Below are 16,650 nucleotides of genomic sequence, written 5' to 3' on the forward strand. Positions count from 1 at the left end.
AAAATGTCAGAGCAAGATAACCTGCAAGAAGCAGACGGAAAAGAAGAATTATTAGTTTCAACAAAGCAAAAAGAAAATGAAACTGAAGTTGTTAAAAAAAGAGTGGAAGAAACTGATAATCATGATAATGACGATGAAGTTATTTCAGAAATAGATGAATCTAATGCCGAAGATGCTGAAGATGAAGGTAGCAAAGACAGACATATTATAGTAAAAAAAGACTATGAAAAAATGTCTATGGAAGAACTTGCAGATGAACTCGAACATCTTGTAAATAAAGAAAAAGCTCAAGCCATAAAAAATCATGTTGAAGAAATTAGAAGTGAATTTAAATCGAAATTCAGTTCTCTTCTAGACGAAAAGAAAGAAGAGTTTTTAAATGATGGTGGGAATGAAATAGATTTTTATTATTCTAGTCCACTTCAAAAAAGATTTAAAGACTCCATTAAAGATTATAGAGCAAAAATCACATCACATTATAAAAACATTGAAAAAAGTCTAAAAGATAATTTAACCGAAAGATTAGAAATTATTGAGGAAATAAAAGGCTTGATTAATGTTGAAGAAAACATAAACACAACTTACAAACATTTTAAAGAGTTACAAGAAAGATGGCGTGTTGCAGGACCAATTCCAAGAGACAAATACAATAATGCATGGAATAGTTACCACCATCATGTAGAGATTTTTTATGATTTTCTTCACCTAAATCGAGATTTAAGAGACTTAGACTTTAAACATAATTTAGAACAAAAATTAAAAATTATTGAACGTGCTGAAGAATTAGCGCTAGACGATGACATAAATCGTTCATTTAGAGAATTACAAGTGCTTCACAAAATGTGGAAAGAAGAACTTGGTCCAGTTGATAAAGAATATCGAGAAGAAATATGGAAACGTTTTAAAGCTGCTACTAAAACCATACATGACAAACGTCAAGCCTATTTTATTGAATTAGATAAAGTTTATGAAAAAAACTTAGAGATTAAAAATGAGATTATAGAAAAAATAAAAAAATTGAATGAAGGTGGAGCTAAATCTCATGGCGAATGGCAAAAGAAAATTAAAGAGCTTGAAGACTTAAGAAATAATTTCTTTAGCGCTGGAAAAGTACCTATTAAAGTAAATGAAGCAACTTGGTCATCGTTTAAAACAGCAGTTAGAAGCTTCAATAGAAAGAAAAATGCTTTTTATAAAGATTTAAAGAAAGATCAATATGAAAACCTTCAGAAAAAATTAGATTTAATAAAAATAGCTGAAGATAATAAGGACAGTGAAGATTTTAAAGTTACAACGTCTTTAATGAAAAAAATTCAAAGCGATTGGAAAAAAATTGGTCATGTACCAAGAAAAAATAGTGATAAAATATGGAATCAGTTTAAAACTGCTTGTAACCATTATTTCGATAAATTACATGCAGCTAAAAATGAAGCTAACAAAGAAGAATTTGAAGCTTATAATGATAAAGTTAAATTACTTGAAGAAATTAAATCTTTAGAACTTTCTGGCAAAAAAGAAACAGATTTAAAAACTATTAAATCTTACATTGACAAATGGAAAAACATTGGAAATGTACCAAATAATAAAAGATATATAGAAGGCAAGCTAAATAAAACTCTAGATAGTTATTTTAAAAGTCTAAAATTAAATAAAACTGAAGCTGAGCTTATTAAGTTTGACAATAAGCTTGAAGTTTTAAATAACTCTGAAGATTCAAGACATTTAGATAATGAACGTACTTTTATAAGTAAAAAAATTAAAGAAGTAAGAAGCGAAATTAATCAGTTAGAAAATAACTTACAGTTTTTTACAAATGTTGATGAAAGTAACCCTTTAGTTAAAGAAGTAATAGACAATATTCAAAAACATAAAGACACGCTTTCTCTTTGGAAAACTAAGCTTAGTAAGATTAAAGAGCTGTATTAAGTTAATATACATGTAAATAAAAATCCTATTAGTGTTTTAAGCAATTGCTTAAGCTAACTAATAGGATTTTAATCTAACTAAACTAACTAAACAGTTATTTTTCCCAACCAAAAATAACCTACTTTTTAAATGACATTTTTTTAAGGGTAAGAATTTGATTATGCTATTAATCTACTTATGATAATTATGTCATTCAATTATTATATATACGGATAGTATTTGAAATTGGATTATCATAAGTAAAAAAAATTATATTTTTTTTGCTTCTTCCCAGAAAATATCCATCTCATTTAGTGTCATATCTTTTAAATTTTTATTAATAGTCTTAGCTTTAGATTCAAGGTATTGAAATCTCTTAGAAAATTTTTTATTGGTTCGTTCCAAAGCATTTTCTGGATTAATGTTTAAAAATCTTGCATAATTAACCAAAGAAAATAGCACATCTCCAAATTCGTTTTCCATACCGTCTTTATTGTTATTTTTTACTTCTTGTTTAAATTCGATTAACTCCTCCTCTACTTTTTCCCAAACTTGATTTGGTTCTTCCCAATCAAACCCAACTCCTGCAACTTTATCTTGAATTCTATTTGCTTTCACTAAAGCTGGCAAACTATTTGGAACACCTTCTAAAACACTAGACTTCCCTTCTTTTAGCTTAAGTTTTTCCCAGTTACGTTTTACATCTTCTTCGTTATCTACTACCACATCTCCATAAATATGTGGATGTCTATCAACTAATTTATCACATATACTGTTACATACATCTGCAATATCAAACTCATCAGTTTCACTACCAATTTTCGAATAGAAAACAATATGAAGCAGTACATCTCCTAACTCTTTTTTTATTTCCTCTAAATTATTATCTAAGATAGCATCGCCTAATTCGTATGTTTCTTCTATGGTTAAATGTCTAAGGCTTTCCATAGTTTGTTTTTTATCCCATGGACATTGTTCTCGCAATTCATCCATAATAGTTAATAAACGGTCAAATGCTTTAAGCTTGTTTTCTCTAGAATTCATTCTGGTAGTTTTGATAAAATTACAATTTTATAAGTGATATAAAACAAAAAATCTAGCAGAGTATGCTAGATTTTTTTAAATTAAATTATTAAATTTTTATTATTCCTCTTCTTCATTAGAATCAGAAGTGTCTAAATCAAAATCTAACATATCGTGTTTTTGAAGTAGATTATACCATTGTACAACTTTTTTTATATCGCTTGCATACACTCTATCTTCATCATAATTTGGTAAGATTTCAAAAAAGTATTCTTCTAAAGTATCTTTACTGTCTTTGTGACTTATAGAAGTTTCTTTTCCATTTTCTTTCTTTTTTATTTTAGAAAGAACTTCTCTTAAAGGCACTTCTTCTGTTAGTGTATAAATAGCTATTTCACTTAATACACTTACATTTTGATGAATATTTACAGATAATCTTTTTTTATCTAATAAAGATTCAGCTATAAATCCACCTCTTGTTTGGGTTACTAATTTGTATAATCCTGGTTTTCCAGAAATGGCTAATACTTTATCTAAACTCATAATTAATTTTTAAGGAGCGCAAATATGCTGCGTTTGTTATTTTAAAACAAATATTATCGTTTCTTTTTTTGATTAGAAAAACGCATTCTATAATCTACACTAATTTTCCCTTTAGAAATATTTGCTAATTTTCCTTTAATAAGACGTTTTTTTAATGTTGAAAGTTTATCTGTAAACAAAACACCTTCTATATGATCGTATTCATGCTGAATAACACGTGCAATCAAACCATCGAAAGTTTCTGTATGTTTTTCAAAATTTTCATCAAAATACGCTATGGTTATTGTAGGCTTTCTAAAAACATCTTCCCGAACATCTGGAATACTTAAACAGCCTTCATTAAAAGCCCATTCATCCCCTTCTTCATTAATTATTTTAGCATTGATAAATGTACGCTTGAAATTTTTTAATTTTTCTTGCTCTTCAGGAGACAATACGTCATCTTCAGCAAATGGTGATGTATCAACAATAAACAGTCTTATTGGTAGCCCAATTTGAGGAGCAGCTAATCCAACACCAAAAGCACCATCCATAGTTTGATACATATTTTCAATTAATTCTTTCAGATTTGGATAATCTTTAGGTATGTCTTCACCCATTTTTTTTAAAACAGGATCTCCATAAGCTACAATAGGTAAAATCATTTTTTATGTTTTGTAAATTCTTTGCAAAAATACAATCTTTAATTAAGATATATAAAAAAACTCCTTTTATAAAAAAGGAGTTTAACTATATATAAATATTTAGTAGCTAATTAGCATATTTTACTTTTATCTGCAACAAAGAATAAATCTACTTCACCTTTTAATTTAGAATTAATTTTAGCATTTAGTATATCTTTCTTTTTAGCTGTAATATCATTATATGATTCTGCTTGCATTTGCTCTATAGTATTATTTAATTCAACTTTAATAGTTGGGTTAATAACATCTACATTAGATTGAGCATTAACTTGAAAAGTAGTTAATAAAGCAATAAAAATTAAAATTATAAATTGTTTCATGTCGAACATTAATTTATTGTAACAAGACAAATATATAATCGACGAACGGTATTAAAAGAATAAATTTGTTGAAAACATACGTAAATTCGATAATATGATAAAGGTATGTATTTCATCGATAAACGCACTGCTTATAAACCTTAACAAATGGTTTTTTGTCGATATATACAAATACTTCTATCTTGATGTAAATGATACACACTTAAATGAAAAATCAAGATTTATCAATAATTTAATAAATATTAGTTTAAAAAAGTTTTGACAAATAATTATAAATAAAAAACTCCTTTTCAATTGAAAAGGAGTTTTAAATAATTTTATTTAAAGTGGTATTATTTCATTATAATCACTTTTTTAGTAATTGTAGAAGCACCAGCATCTAGTTGCATTAAGTACACACCATTAGATAAAGAAGATACATCTAATTGCTTTCTAGATAAATTATCTATTTCAAAACTTAACACTTTTTTTCCTGTTATATTAAATATGTTTCCTTTTCCTTGAATATAAGAATCAAATACTAAATGTAAATTATTACCTGATAGTAAAGGATTTGGAAAAACTCTTGTAGAGTTTAATACTTGATCTACTTGATTAATAGAAAGGGTTTCTTGAGTTAAGTTTCCATTTGTATACTCGCAAGTTCCAATTCCAAAATCAGCTGTAAAAGAATTAATATTAGAAATTGGGCTCCCAGAAGTTAAATCGTAAATAGAATACGTGTTTTCACATTCCATTAAGGTAAATTCACTACCATCTACTTGAATGGTTTGAGGTCTATTACCACATGGTATAGTTCCAGAGTCGTAAAAAAAGAATAATGAATCTGAATTTGAAAATCCAATAGGTGGACAAAACTGAGCTTGTAGGTTATTAATGCTAAATATTGATATACATAACACTAATAATAAGTAATAATTTTTCATAAGTTTATAATTTGGGTTTGGGACAAATATATTATTGTAGTAAAATACTTATCAAACAATTTAGACGAACTGTTCAATAAAAACGTCTAAACATTAATAATAGCCAAATTAATCGACGAAATGCACCAAAACCCATGTATATTACTGTTCTACAGGTTCTTAGAAGACATATAGCTTTGTAGAATGAGGGTGGCACTAATCTCGTCTATAAGAGCTTTATTTTTTCTCTTTTTTTTAGACAAACCACTATCTATCATTGTTTTAAAAGCCATTTTAGAAGTAAATCTTTCATCCATACGTTCAATTGGAATTTCAGGGAAAGTTTTATTAAGTTTTTCTAAAAAAGGAATTATAAGAGCCTCACTTTCTGATACTTGATTATTCATTTGTTTTGGTTCTCCAACTACAAACAATTCAACATTTTCTGAAGCCAAGTATGTTTTTAAGAAAGGTATTAACTCAGATGTAGCCACAGTATTAAGTCCAGAAGCAATTATTTGTAATTCGTCTGAAACAGCAATACCTGTTCTAACTTTTCCGTAATCTATAGCCAATATTCTTCCCATGTCACAAAGTTACTACTAATAAATAAAAGAACCTCAACACAAATATTTTTTCATATTTATAATTATTTTAAATCTTTAGACTTTACAGAATTCAATTATAACTATATCTTTGTGAAAATACTATCTAATAAACATGATGCAACTACAACAAATTATAGAAAAAGCCTGGAATAACAGAGAATTACTATCAGATAAATTAACTATAGATAGTATTAAAAATGTAATAAACCTAATAGATGAAGGCGCATTACGCGTTGCAGAACCAACTAATACAGGTTGGCAAGTAAACGAATGGGTAAAAAAAGCTGTTGTTATGTATTTTCCTATTCAAAAAATGGAAACTTTTGAAGTAGGTATTTTTGAATATCACGATAAAATTCCTTTAAAAACTGGTTATGCAGAAAAAGGTATTCGTGTAGTACCACATGCCGTAGCCAGACATGGAGCATATATTTCTAAAGGCGTGATTATGATGCCAAGTTATGTAAATATTGGTGCTTATGTTGACGAAGGCACTATGGTAGATACTTGGGCAACAGTTGGAAGTTGTGCACAGATTGGCAAAAACGTTCATCTTTCTGGCGGCGTAGGAATTGGAGGTGTTTTAGAACCGCTACAAGCAGCTCCTGTAATTATTGAAGATGGCGCTTTTATTGGATCGCGTTGCATTGTAGTTGAAGGTGTAAAAGTGGAAAAAGAAGCAGTTTTAGGAGCCAATGTGGTTTTAACCATGAGCACAAAAATAATTGATGTCACAGGAGATAAACCAGTGGAAACAAAAGGTGTAATTCCTGCAAGATCTGTAGTTATTCCTGGTAGTTACACTAAAAAATTTAAAGCTGGAGAATTTCAAGTACCTTGTGCTTTGATTATTGGAAAACGTAAGGAAAGCACTAACAAAAAGACCTCACTAAATGATGCATTACGTGAGTATGATGTGGCAGTATAATTAAATGAAAAAGATAAATTACGTTCTTTGGACTGGTGGTTGGGATTCTACCTTTAGAGTAATCCAATTATATCGTCTTGGTGCAAATATCCAGCCCATTTACATACATGACCAATGTAGAAAGTCATCAAAAAAAGAATTAGAATTAATACATAACTTATCTATAGAAATTCCTTCTAGATTCAAACAATCAAAAGGAAAAATACTTCCAATAATAATTATCAATAGAAAAGAGATTCCTTATAACCTTTTCCTAAAATTAATTATTAAAGTGCTTAAGATTAAAATAAACTTAGGGAAACAATATTACTGGTTGGCAACTGTAGCAAAAAAATATAAAAATTTAGAGTTATCTGCACATAAAGAAGATAGAGATAGACTTTTTTATGAAGATCAACTCATTGAAATTAAGGATGAGCAAATAGGTTTAAATTGGCGAATAAATCCGAAAAAATTAGATTTTTTTAGAAGACATCTTTTTAAAAATATGACCTTTCCTTTAATTACTATTTCTAAACCTGAAATGAAAAATATCGCTGAAGAGAATAATTTTATTGATTTAATGGAGAAAACTTGGTTTTGTCATAAATCAAATATTAAACCCTGTGGTAAATGTGTACCTTGTAAACAATATATAAGAGATGGTTTTGGTTATAGATTAGAGAATTATGAATAATATCTGATTAATACATTAATTTAATTATACTCAAAAACTGAATAACACTTAAACTAATGCATAGAGTTTTATTAAGACAATTACGTAAAATGAGGTTTCTACCTCCAAAAATCTATGTCCATTTTCTTTATGAGTATTATACAGGAAAAAAATTAAATTTAGAAAACCCTGAAGAGTTTAACGAAAAAATTCAATGGTATAAAGTATATTATCACCCAAAAATTTTAAATCAATTAGTTGACAAATATGATGTAAGAGCTTATGTTGAAGAAAAAATAGGTTCTCAATATCTTAATGAAATTTATGGTGTATTTGAAAAACCTGATGAAATACCCTTTGATAATTTACCAAGTCAGTTTGTCATTAAAGCTACTCATACAAGCAGTCATAATATAATTGTAACAGATAAAAACAATTTAGATAAAACAAAAACTATTAAATTATTAAATAAATGGCTGGGCAAAAATCAATATTATCGCATTGGTCAAGAATGGGCTTATAAAGATGTTGAACCTAGGATCATAATAGAAAAATTTTTAAAAGAAAATGATAAAGATTCTCTAGTAGATTATAAATTTTACTGTTTTAATGGTGTTGCCAAGTTTGTAGATATTCACTTAGACAGGGAAACTAATCACCAACAAGGATGTTACGATTTAAATTTTAATTTATTACCTTTTAGAAAGAAGGCTAAAAGCAAAAACATTTCATCTGAAATTGAAAAACCAACAAATTATGATGAAATGATTAAACTATCTGAAACACTATCTAAAAGTTTTCCTTTTGTTCGTGTTGACTTTTACTCTATTAATGGCAAATCTATTTTTGGCGAAATGACATTTTATCCTTCAGATGGTAGAAAAGATTTTTATCCTGATGAATACAACAAAATTATTGGTGATTATTTTAAATTACCAAAACTAGAAGAAGGTCAAAAAGAAATTACAACAATTGGTTAATTTGAAATTCACAATTACCATTAATGCAAGGAAATAAAACAAATACTGGCACAAATTCACATCCTATTGATGCAGTAATCTTGTGGGTAGATGGCAATGACGAAGCACATTTTAATAAAATATTGTCCTATATAAAGGATACCGAAAAATTAAAATCTAAAAAATTCAAAACGCGTTACAAACAGGTAAACGAAATTGAATATACTGTAAAATCGATTTTAAAATTCGCTCCTTACATCAGGAATATTTTTATTGTAACAGATAATCAAACACCTAAATTTTTAACCGAAAACAAATCAAAAGACATTTATAAAAATGTATCAATTGTAGATCATGGTGTGATTTTTGAAGGTCACGAAGAATTCTTACCTATTTTTAATTGTAGACCTATTGAAACCAGCATTTATAAAATACCTAATCTAGCCGAACATTTTATTTATCTTAATGACGATTTCTTTATAATTAACGAAACAAAACCTAGTGACTTTTTTAAAGATGGACTTCCAGTGTTACGAGGAAAATGGTTAAAATTTGACAAAGATATTCTTTATAAAAAATTTAAAAAACCAAAAACAGGACACAAAAGCATTCAACAAAATGCTGCAAAATTAGTTGGATTCAATAAATATTACAACTTCAAGCACACACCACATCCACTAAGAAAATCGACATTCGAAAATTATTTTAAGGAGAATAAAGACGTATTTATAAACAATATTAAATATAGATTTAGAGATACAAGCCAATTTACGCCTCAGGGTTTAGCAAATCACTTGGAAATAAAAAATAATAGCTGTGTTTTAAAAGACGATTTACAGTTAATGTATTTTAGGTCGTACAAAAAACCACTACTTTGGTATAAAATCAAATTAAATATACAAAGCAAACAGAAACTGTTTTTAGGAATGCAAAGCTTAGACCTTTGTCCGCCAAAAATCTTATCCTATTTACTAAACTGGTTAGAAAAACGTGTCAGTTAAAATGCCATACAAGTTTTTAATATACATATCTTATAGTTATGCCTTACCAATTGGCACACCTTTAGAAAAGGAAATAACTAAACGTGGTTATACCGTAAAATGGTTTGCAGATGTTGAAGATGGTAAAAAAGCCATCCTTGAAAAAGAAGACACTTTGCAAACTATTGAAGACGTTATAGACTACAAACCAGATATTGTATTAACTGCCACTGATAGTGTTCCCGATTTTATTACGGGTTTAAAAGTTCAGGTGTTTCATGGATTTAATGCTCAAAAAAGACCCTCTAAGAAAAACTCTTTCAGTCATTTTAGATTGAGAGGTTTTTTCGATTTGTATTGTACTCAAGGACCATCAACAACAAAAGGGTTTAAGGCACAACAAGAAAAGCATCCCTATTTTGAAGTTATTGAAACTGGCTGGAGTAAAGTAGATCCTTTATTTCCTATTGAAAAGAGAGATCAAAACAAAACCATTATGATTGCTTCAACGTTTACTGAACGATTAAGTTTAGCTTATAACGATGAAGTTTTTGAGGAAATTAAAAAACTATCAAGCAATAGCATTTTTAATTTCATTATGGTGTTACATCCAAAATTACCAGCTCATATAGTAGAGAAATGGAAATCCATAAATAACCCAAACTTTACATTTTATGATACTACAGATTTGATTCCGTTGTTTAAAAAAGCTGATATTATGTTTGCTGATACAACTTCGGCAATTCAAGAATTTTTATTACAAAAAAAGCCCGTAGTTGCTTTCAATCATACCTTTAAACACAATTATTTATTACATGTTAATCAGGCCAACCAATTAAAAAATGCCTTTGAAAACGCATTAAGTTACCCAAAACAATTAGTTGAAAATATAGAATCATTTATTTTAGAACTGCATCCTTATTTTGATGGTAAATCGAGCGAACGAATTATTGATGCTTCTATTTCTTATTTACATCAAGACAAATCTAATGTTAAGAACAAACCATTAAATTTAATGCGTAAATACAAGATGAGAAAGCGTTTAAACTATTTTACCTTAACTAGTTACAACAAGCCTTTTACTTTAAAAGACAATTAAATCTTTTTTATTCCGAATTTTGAATATGAAGATTTGGTTCGTTTTGTTTCTTTCCTTATTTGCTTGTTTTTCAACAATGCTGCATCATTTTTATAAGGCCTTTCATGAAATAAGTGCAAGCAGATAGCACTATATCTAATTTGAATAAATTTGACACCTTTATTCATTAAACGTTCTCCAATTTCACGATCTTCACCTCCATATTGCATACGTTCATCAAAACCATTTACTTCTAAAATATCGTTTTTCCAACCAGAAACATTCATACCATCAAATGTTGCTTTAGTTGGTGTAAACGTATTTAAAAGCCAAGCTTTAAATCCGGAAGCTGTTAACTTATTCGATTTGAAATTTTTAGGTTGTCCTTTTTCAGAAAGCCAAGAAAAATTAAAGCAATTTTGGTTAATTATGTCATCCTTAGAAATTTCATTTGAAACCTCTTTAGTTAATTTAAAATAACCTCCTGACAGAAAAGAATTTGCTTTTTGAAGTTTAAGATGCGTTTCAATAAAATCCTTTCTAGCTATGCAATCGCCATCTGTAAAAATGATGTAATTAGCATCGCACTCCAACAAAGCTTTATTTAAAATAATTGTTTTTTGAAACCCATTATCTTTATGCCAAACATGTTTAATGGGAATATTGGTTTGGCTAGAAAAGTTTTCAATACAATTTTTAGTATCTATTGTAGAGCCATCATCAGCAATAATAATTTCGAAATCTTGAATTGTTTGCACCTCATAACTCCACAGAACTTTTTGCAACCATTCAGGTTGATTATAAGTACTTATAATTACAGATGCCTTTAATGTGCTCATTGCAACAAAAATACTATTTTTACCAAATCTTTTACTATTTCTATGATTAAACTATCTGGTGTTATTATAACTTTTAATGAAGAGCGCAATATTGAAAATTGCATACAATCTTTATTACCAGTAGTTGATGAAATTGTGGTTATTGATTCGTTTTCAACAGACAGCACCAAGTCTATTTGTAAAAAACATCATGTTACTTTTATTGAGCAATCTTTTTTAGGCTATGTAGAACAAAAAAACTTTGCCTTAACTAAAGCAACACATGATTACATTATATCTCTAGATGGAGATGAATCCCTTTCTAAATCCCTTCAGGAGTCTATATTAAATGCTAAGTCAAACTGGAAATATGATGGTTACTATTGCAACCGTTTAAATAATTTTTGCGGGCAATGGATTAAACATTCAGATTGGTATCCAAATAAAAAATTACGTGTATTTGACAGACGAAAGGCCGAATGGCAAGGCATAAATCCACACGATCAAATAGTTTTAAAACAAGGAAAAGCAGGCTTTTTGAAAGGTGATATTTTACACAAAACTTATCAAAACTATTCTGAATTTAATTTAAAAACCGAGTACTTTTCAACTATTGCTGCTCAATCTTATTATGATTTAGGCAAAAAAGCTAGCATTTGGAATATTGTCTTTAATCCAACTTGGGCCTTTTTTAAAGCCTATTTTTTAAGACTAGGTTTTTTAGATGGAATTAATGGTTTAGTAATTTGTGTACAAACGGCCAATATTACCTTTTTAAAATACACCAAATTAAGAGAGCTATATAAAAGTAACAACTAATTACTTTTTCCAGAACTTCAATTTATTTTTCAAACGCTTTTTTCGGTAGTACCTGTGTTGAAATGCCTCCGTTTCGCCCCACATTAAATTAAATATTTTATTATAACCTTCACCAGAAACTTTAGCATATTCATCACTCATAACTTCCACCATTGATTTATGAATGGTCAATCTTGAAAAATTCTTGATACGTGTTTCAAAATCCATAGGTTTAAATTTCATTCTATTTAAATCCACTAAATAAAAATGATACTCTTCTCTTATTTTTTTAATCAACGTATTTCCAGGTGAATGATCTAAAAATTGAATATTTTTTTGATGAAGCTGGTATGTAAACCTGGTAAAAGCACGCAAAATGTTTTCGTGATCAGGGTAATTTAAATCTTTAGTAAGCTCTCTGTAAGTTAAATCATATTGTAAATGTTCGCTTACATAGTAGCTTTTTTTAAACAACAAAACAGTTGTAAATTCAAAATACGCAATAGGATTTGGTGTACCAATATCGAGCTGAAGTAATTTATTAGCATATTGAAAAGAACGTTGCGCTTTACTTTTTCTGAAAAACCTGTAAACTATCTGATTTATAATATTTGGAACACGAAACGATTTAACATTAATGGTTAAATCATTCAGTTTAAACAACTTTAAAGAATTTCTTTTTTGATTCCCAAAAGCATCTCCTTTAACATCAAAATTTAGAATATAATCTTTTAATTCATTTTCAGAATCTGAAAAATTATTTTGAATTTCATACTTCATACTACAAAATTACAATTACTTTTATTTCTTTTTAAAGTTATTGATTTTAAATTAAAAATGTAAAACTATTTTAGCTCAAATATAGTTGTCATTTTTAAAAATGACTTTCAAAAACGGATAAAAACATGTATCAAGAAATAAAAAACGCATTTGAAACTCTAAAATCTGGTGGACTTATTCTCTACCCAACTGATACCGTCTGGGGAATTGGTTGCGATGCTACTAATACGGAAGCTGTTGAAAAAATATTCAAACTCAAGCAACGTCATGATAGCAAGGCTTTAATTTGTTTAGTAGCTGATGATAGGATGTTAAAAAAATACGTTAAAGAAGTTCCAGAAGCTGCTTTTGACATCATGGATATTGAAGATAATCCAATTACCATTATTTATGATGAACCTCAGCATCTGGCTGAAAATTTAATAGCAAAAAACAATACCATTGCTATAAGAATTCCAGATAATGAATTTTGTTTTCAGCTTCTAAGAAAATTTAATGGTGCTATTGTTTCAACCTCAGCAAATATTAGTGGGCAACCAACGCCAAAATCCTTTAAAGAAATTCATGAAGACATTTTAAAAGGTGTAGACTATGTTGTAAATTTGCCTGACGAAAAAATAGGTGCTAAACCATCATCGATTATTAAATTGAGTAACGATGGAAAAGTGCAAATTATAAGAAAGTAAATCCCACATTTAAAGTACCAAAAGTCAAAATCACATTTTTGGAATTTGGCATTTTATTTTTGGCATTTGAAACATATGAACTACAAACAAGCGTTAAAAAATCCAATTTTTAAGATTATTTCACAATCTGCAAAAGAACTTCAGCTTGATGCTTATGTTATTGGTGGTTTTGTTCGCGATTACATTTTACAACGTGGTTCTCATAAAGACATTGATATTGTTGCTATTGGTTCTGGTATAGAACTCGCAAAACAAGTAGCTAGAAATTTACCCAACAAACCAAAAGTTCAAATTTTTAAAACCTATGGTACAGCCATGCTTCGTTTTGAAGATATTGAAATTGAATTTGTAGGTGCTAGAAAAGAGAGCTATAACGAAGACAGTAGAAATCCAGTTGTTGAAAATGGCACACTTGAAGATGACCAAAACAGACGAGATTTCACTATTAATGCTTTAGCTTTAGATTTAGGCGATGACCAATTTGGAGAACTTTTAGATCCCTTTAATGGCATTCAAGATTTGGAAGATGCTGTTATTAGAACACCATTAAATCCAGATATTACTTATAGCGATGATCCACTACGAATGTTGCGGGCCATACGTTTTGCAACTCAGCTTAACTTTACAATAGAGCCAAATTCATTAAAATCCATTACTGACAACAAACAACGAATCGAAATAATTACCAAAGAACGTATTGTTGTCGAATTAAATAAAATCATGGAAAGTACAAAACCTTCCATTGGGTTTTTATTGCTAGAAGAAACAGGGCTTTTAGAATATATTTTACCAGAATTAACAGCCTTAAAAGGGATTGACGAAATTGAAGGTCAAAAACACAAAGACAATTTTTATCACACTTTAGAAGTGGTTGATAATATTAGCAAAAATACAGATAATCTTTGGTTACGCTGGGCTGCTTTGTTACATGATATAGGAAAAGCGCCAACCAAAAAATTCCATAAAAAAATTGGCTGGACCTTTCATGGTCATGAATTTCAAGGATCAAAAATGGTGTATCATTTATTCAAGCGATTAAAAATGCCATTAAATGATAAAATGAAATTTGTTCAAAAAATGGTCCTTATGAGCTCTAGACCAATTGTTCTGGCTGAAGATATGGTTACCGATTCGGCTGTAAGACGACTAGTGTTTGATGCTGGCGATTATGTGGATGATTTAATGACGCTTTGTGAAGCAGACATTACGACGAAGAATCCAAAAAAGTTCAAAAAATATCACAATAATTTTAAAATTGTTCGCGATAAAATTATTGAAGTTGAAGAACGAGATCATATCAGAAATTTTCAACCACCAATTTCTGGTGAAATCATCATGAAAACTTTTAATTTGAAACCTTCAAAAGAAATAGGTATTTTAAAAGAAAGCATTAAAGAAGCTATACTTGAAGGCGATATTCCTAACGAATATGAGGCAGCTTATCAGTTGATGCTTAAAGAAGGAAAACGTTTAGGTTTAAAAGCTAGCACATAATTATGCTGAAATTAGTTAGAACAAATTCAGAACACTCAGATTTCATTTACTTAGTTAAACAACTTGATGCGTACTTAAAAGTTACAGATGGAGATGAACATGACTTTTACAATCAGTTTAATAATATTGACGTTATAAAAAACACTATTGTTGCTTATTTTGATAATAAACCTGTTGGCTGTGGTGCATTTAAAAAATACAATTCTCATACTGTTGAAATTAAACGCATGTTTACTATTTCAGAATCAAGAGAGCAAGGAGTTGCTTCAGAAATTTTAAAAGCTTTAGAAGATTGGGCTAAAGAATTAAACTACTCGGTTTGCATTCTCGAGACAGGAATTAGACAAGTTGAGGCTGTTCATTTTTACAAAAAGAAAAGTTATAAAATAACACCAAACTACGGACAATATAAGCATGTTGAAAATAGTATTTGTTTCAAAAAAGAATTAATCAACAATGAAAAAGGACAATAAGAAAGTTATCTATTGGCTATTTACTGGCTGTATTTTAATCTTCATCATGGTAATTGTTGGTGGTATTACCAGACTAACAGATTCTGGTTTATCTATTTCAAATTACAAATTAATTACTGGAACCATCCCTCCAATTGGTAAAGCAGAATGGCAAGAAGCTTTTGAATTATACCAACAATATCCAGAATTTCAAAAACTACATTCCCATTTTACATTAGAAGATTTTAAAGGCATTTATTTCTGGGAGTGGCTACACAGAGTTATTGGTAGATTAATTGGAATGGTTTTTATTATTCCGTTTATTTATTTTTTAATTACCAAGCAACTCACTAAAAAAACAATCAAAAAATGTATTGTTCTTTTAATTCTTGGAGGCTTTCAAGGTTTTTTAGGCTGGTATATGGTTAAAAGTGGTTTGGTAGATATGCCAGATGTAAGTCATTTTAGATTAGCAGCACATTTAACAACAGCTTTTTTAACCTTTGCTGCAACTTTATGGGTTGCATTAGATTTAATATATCCTAAGAAAAAAATGGTTGACAAAAAATTTAGAAACCTTATAATAGTTGGTTATATCATCTTAATATTTCAAATTATTTATGGCGCTTTTGTAGCAGGATTAAAAGCAGGATTACTTCATAATCATTGGCCTTTAATGAACGAAGGTAAATTTATGCACGAAACAGTTTATATACTTGAACCATTCTATAAAAACCTAATTGAAAATCCAAGTGGTATTCAATTTATACATAGAACTTTCGCCTATATTGTGGTTATTTTCATTTTAATTATTTGGTATCAAGCTAAAAAAATGGTTTTAACAAAGCATCAAAATATTGCTGTAGATTCTTTGTTTGTTTTAGTTGGTATTCAGTTTTTATTAGGTGTTTTAACCATTATTTATCAGGTTCCTTTATGGTTAGGTGTGGCTCATCAAGTTGGTGCTTTTTTCTTACTTTCGGCTATGACATTTACCTTGCATCGTTTTAGTAAATAATTGAAAATAAATTATCT

19 protein-coding genes are annotated in these 16,650 nt (G+C 28.8%); 11 read left to right on the forward strand and 8 right to left on the reverse strand.

All coding sequences use genetic code 11. The features are described 5' to 3' along the window. The first annotated feature begins 3 nt into the window (after positions 1–3). Complete coding sequence (locus FVF61_RS09670) at positions 4–1,926, forward strand: DUF349 domain-containing protein (protein ID WP_148455739.1); 1,923 nt, start codon at positions 4–6, stop codon at positions 1,924–1,926. 249 nt (positions 1,927–2,175) lie between these two features. On the opposite strand, the gene mazG is transcribed toward FVF61_RS09670, so the two are convergent. The 6 genes from mazG to ruvX form a co-directional block, all read right to left on the reverse strand. After that, a complete protein-coding gene (gene mazG / locus FVF61_RS09675; RefSeq protein ID WP_148455741.1) occupies positions 2,176–2,949 on the reverse strand; it encodes a nucleoside triphosphate pyrophosphohydrolase in 774 nt (257 codons plus the stop codon). A 99-nt stretch (positions 2,950–3,048) separates the two neighbouring features. Then, the gene (locus tag FVF61_RS09680) at positions 3,049–3,471 is read right to left on the reverse strand and encodes a DUF5606 family protein (protein ID WP_148455743.1); all 423 of its coding nucleotides are present in this window, start codon (positions 3,469–3,471) and stop codon (positions 3,049–3,051) included. Positions 3,472–3,524: 53 nt separating this feature from the next. Further along, positions 3,525–4,115: a peptide deformylase gene (gene def / locus FVF61_RS09685; RefSeq protein WP_148455745.1), complete on the reverse strand. Its 591-nt coding sequence runs from the start codon at positions 4,113–4,115 to the stop codon at positions 3,525–3,527. 110 nt (positions 4,116–4,225) lie between these two features. After that, positions 4,226–4,474: a hypothetical protein gene (locus FVF61_RS09690; protein WP_148455747.1), complete on the reverse strand. Its 249-nt coding sequence runs from the start codon at positions 4,472–4,474 to the stop codon at positions 4,226–4,228. Between the two features lie 332 nt (positions 4,475–4,806). After that, positions 4,807–5,400 (reverse strand): T9SS type A sorting domain-containing protein, encoded by a 594-nt coding sequence (locus FVF61_RS09695; RefSeq protein WP_148455749.1) that lies wholly within the window; start codon positions 5,398–5,400, stop codon positions 4,807–4,809. Between the two features lie 149 nt (positions 5,401–5,549). Beyond that, positions 5,550–5,966, reverse strand: a complete 417-nt coding sequence (ruvX, locus tag FVF61_RS09700) for a Holliday junction resolvase RuvX (protein ID WP_148455751.1) — start codon at positions 5,964–5,966, stop codon at positions 5,550–5,552. Between the two features lie 133 nt (positions 5,967–6,099). On the opposite strand from ruvX, the gene FVF61_RS09705 reads away from it, so the two are divergent. Genes FVF61_RS09705 through FVF61_RS09725 form a run of 5 tightly spaced genes read left to right on the forward strand, consistent with a single transcriptional unit; the run spans position 6,100 to position 10,608 of the window. Then, entirely contained in the window at positions 6,100–6,915 is an 816-nt protein-coding gene (locus FVF61_RS09705; RefSeq protein ID WP_148455753.1) for a 2,3,4,5-tetrahydropyridine-2,6-dicarboxylate N-succinyltransferase, read from the forward strand. A gap of 4 nt (positions 6,916–6,919) precedes the next feature. Beyond that, positions 6,920–7,591: an adenine nucleotide alpha hydrolase family protein gene (locus tag FVF61_RS09710; protein ID WP_148455755.1), complete on the forward strand. Its 672-nt coding sequence runs from the start codon at positions 6,920–6,922 to the stop codon at positions 7,589–7,591. A gap of 56 nt (positions 7,592–7,647) precedes the next feature. Beyond that, entirely contained in the window at positions 7,648–8,550 is a 903-nt protein-coding gene (locus FVF61_RS09715) for an ATP-grasp fold amidoligase family protein (RefSeq protein ID WP_233586778.1), read from the forward strand. Between the two features lie 23 nt (positions 8,551–8,573). Beyond that, positions 8,574–9,530: a Stealth CR1 domain-containing protein gene (locus tag FVF61_RS09720; RefSeq protein WP_148455757.1), complete on the forward strand. Its 957-nt coding sequence runs from the start codon at positions 8,574–8,576 to the stop codon at positions 9,528–9,530. 1 nt (position 9,531) lies between these two features. Beyond that, positions 9,532–10,608, forward strand: coding sequence for a CDP-glycerol glycerophosphotransferase (locus FVF61_RS09725; RefSeq protein WP_148455759.1), 1,077 nt, complete (start codon positions 9,532–9,534; stop codon positions 10,606–10,608). Here FVF61_RS09725 and FVF61_RS09730 read toward each other — a convergent pair. Continuing rightward, positions 10,605–11,426 (reverse strand): glycosyltransferase family 2 protein, encoded by an 822-nt coding sequence (locus FVF61_RS09730; RefSeq protein ID WP_148455761.1) that lies wholly within the window; start codon positions 11,424–11,426, stop codon positions 10,605–10,607. The genes FVF61_RS09725 and FVF61_RS09730 overlap by 4 nt on opposite strands. Positions 11,427–11,468: 42 nt before the next feature. Here FVF61_RS09730 and FVF61_RS09735 point away from each other — a divergent pair, with 42 nt between their 5' ends. After that, positions 11,469–12,224: a glycosyltransferase family 2 protein gene (locus FVF61_RS09735; RefSeq protein ID WP_148455763.1), complete on the forward strand. Its 756-nt coding sequence runs from the start codon at positions 11,469–11,471 to the stop codon at positions 12,222–12,224. On the opposite strand, the gene FVF61_RS09740 is transcribed toward FVF61_RS09735, so the two are convergent. After that, a complete protein-coding gene (locus tag FVF61_RS09740; RefSeq protein WP_148455765.1) occupies positions 12,225–12,983 on the reverse strand; it encodes a lipopolysaccharide kinase InaA family protein in 759 nt (252 codons plus the stop codon). It lies immediately after the preceding gene. A gap of 125 nt (positions 12,984–13,108) precedes the next feature. Here FVF61_RS09740 and FVF61_RS09745 point away from each other — a divergent pair, with 125 nt between their 5' ends. The 4 genes from FVF61_RS09745 to FVF61_RS09760 all read left to right on the forward strand — a co-directional run bounded on the left by FVF61_RS09745 (position 13,109) and on the right by FVF61_RS09760 (position 16,633). Continuing rightward, positions 13,109–13,669, forward strand: coding sequence for an L-threonylcarbamoyladenylate synthase (locus FVF61_RS09745; protein ID WP_148455767.1), 561 nt, complete (start codon positions 13,109–13,111; stop codon positions 13,667–13,669). 75 nt (positions 13,670–13,744) lie between these two features. Next, the gene (locus FVF61_RS09750) at positions 13,745–15,163 is read left to right on the forward strand and encodes a CCA tRNA nucleotidyltransferase (RefSeq protein ID WP_148455769.1); all 1,419 of its coding nucleotides are present in this window, start codon (positions 13,745–13,747) and stop codon (positions 15,161–15,163) included. Positions 15,164–15,165: 2 nt separating this feature from the next. Then, on the forward strand, positions 15,166–15,636 hold the full coding sequence (locus tag FVF61_RS09755) for a GNAT family N-acetyltransferase (protein WP_199757296.1): 471 nt from the start codon (positions 15,166–15,168) through the stop codon (positions 15,634–15,636). Continuing rightward, positions 15,620–16,633, forward strand: coding sequence for a COX15/CtaA family protein (locus FVF61_RS09760; protein WP_148455773.1), 1,014 nt, complete (start codon positions 15,620–15,622; stop codon positions 16,631–16,633). The genes FVF61_RS09755 and FVF61_RS09760 overlap by 17 nt, the downstream gene beginning before the upstream one ends. Positions 16,634–16,650 lie beyond the last annotated feature (17 nt).

Source organism: Xanthomarina maritima (genome assembly GCF_008084905.1).
GTDB classification, from domain to species: Bacteria; Bacteroidota; Bacteroidia; order Flavobacteriales; family Flavobacteriaceae; genus Xanthomarina; species Xanthomarina maritima.

What these genes read in the sequence shown, in the direction of transcription:
- FVF61_RS09755 (WP_199757296.1), top strand. Translation starts at nt 15,166, where the DNA reads ATGCTGAAATTAGTTAGAACAAATTCAGAACACTCAGATTTCATTTAC.
- ruvX (WP_148455751.1), bottom strand. Translation starts at nt 5,966, where the DNA reads ATGGGAAGAATATTGGCTATAGATTACGGAAAAGTTAGAACAGGTATT.
- FVF61_RS09735 (WP_148455763.1), top strand. Translation starts at nt 11,469, where the DNA reads ATGATTAAACTATCTGGTGTTATTATAACTTTTAATGAAGAGCGCAAT.
- FVF61_RS09705 (WP_148455753.1), top strand. Translation starts at nt 6,100, where the DNA reads ATGATGCAACTACAACAAATTATAGAAAAAGCCTGGAATAACAGAGAA.
- FVF61_RS09680 (WP_148455743.1), bottom strand. Translation starts at nt 3,471, where the DNA reads ATGAGTTTAGATAAAGTATTAGCCATTTCTGGAAAACCAGGATTATAC.
- FVF61_RS09695 (WP_148455749.1), bottom strand. Translation starts at nt 5,400, where the DNA reads ATGAAAAATTATTACTTATTATTAGTGTTATGTATATCAATATTTAGC.
- FVF61_RS09670 (WP_148455739.1), top strand. Translation starts at nt 4, where the DNA reads ATGTCAGAGCAAGATAACCTGCAAGAAGCAGACGGAAAAGAAGAATTA.
- FVF61_RS09720 (WP_148455757.1), top strand. Translation starts at nt 8,574, where the DNA reads ATGCAAGGAAATAAAACAAATACTGGCACAAATTCACATCCTATTGAT.
- mazG (WP_148455741.1), bottom strand. Translation starts at nt 2,949, where the DNA reads ATGAATTCTAGAGAAAACAAGCTTAAAGCATTTGACCGTTTATTAACT.
- FVF61_RS09750 (WP_148455769.1), top strand. Translation starts at nt 13,745, where the DNA reads ATGAACTACAAACAAGCGTTAAAAAATCCAATTTTTAAGATTATTTCA.
- FVF61_RS09715 (WP_233586778.1), top strand. Translation starts at nt 7,648, where the DNA reads ATGCATAGAGTTTTATTAAGACAATTACGTAAAATGAGGTTTCTACCT.
- FVF61_RS09745 (WP_148455767.1), top strand. Translation starts at nt 13,109, where the DNA reads ATGTATCAAGAAATAAAAAACGCATTTGAAACTCTAAAATCTGGTGGA.
- def (WP_148455745.1), bottom strand. Translation starts at nt 4,115, where the DNA reads ATGATTTTACCTATTGTAGCTTATGGAGATCCTGTTTTAAAAAAAATG.
- FVF61_RS09760 (WP_148455773.1), top strand. Translation starts at nt 15,620, where the DNA reads ATGAAAAAGGACAATAAGAAAGTTATCTATTGGCTATTTACTGGCTGT.
- FVF61_RS09725 (WP_148455759.1), top strand. Translation starts at nt 9,532, where the DNA reads ATGCCATACAAGTTTTTAATATACATATCTTATAGTTATGCCTTACCA.
- FVF61_RS09710 (WP_148455755.1), top strand. Translation starts at nt 6,920, where the DNA reads ATGAAAAAGATAAATTACGTTCTTTGGACTGGTGGTTGGGATTCTACC.
- FVF61_RS09690 (WP_148455747.1), bottom strand. Translation starts at nt 4,474, where the DNA reads ATGAAACAATTTATAATTTTAATTTTTATTGCTTTATTAACTACTTTT.
- FVF61_RS09730 (WP_148455761.1), bottom strand. Translation starts at nt 11,426, where the DNA reads ATGAGCACATTAAAGGCATCTGTAATTATAAGTACTTATAATCAACCT.
- FVF61_RS09740 (WP_148455765.1), bottom strand. Translation starts at nt 12,983, where the DNA reads ATGAAGTATGAAATTCAAAATAATTTTTCAGATTCTGAAAATGAATTA.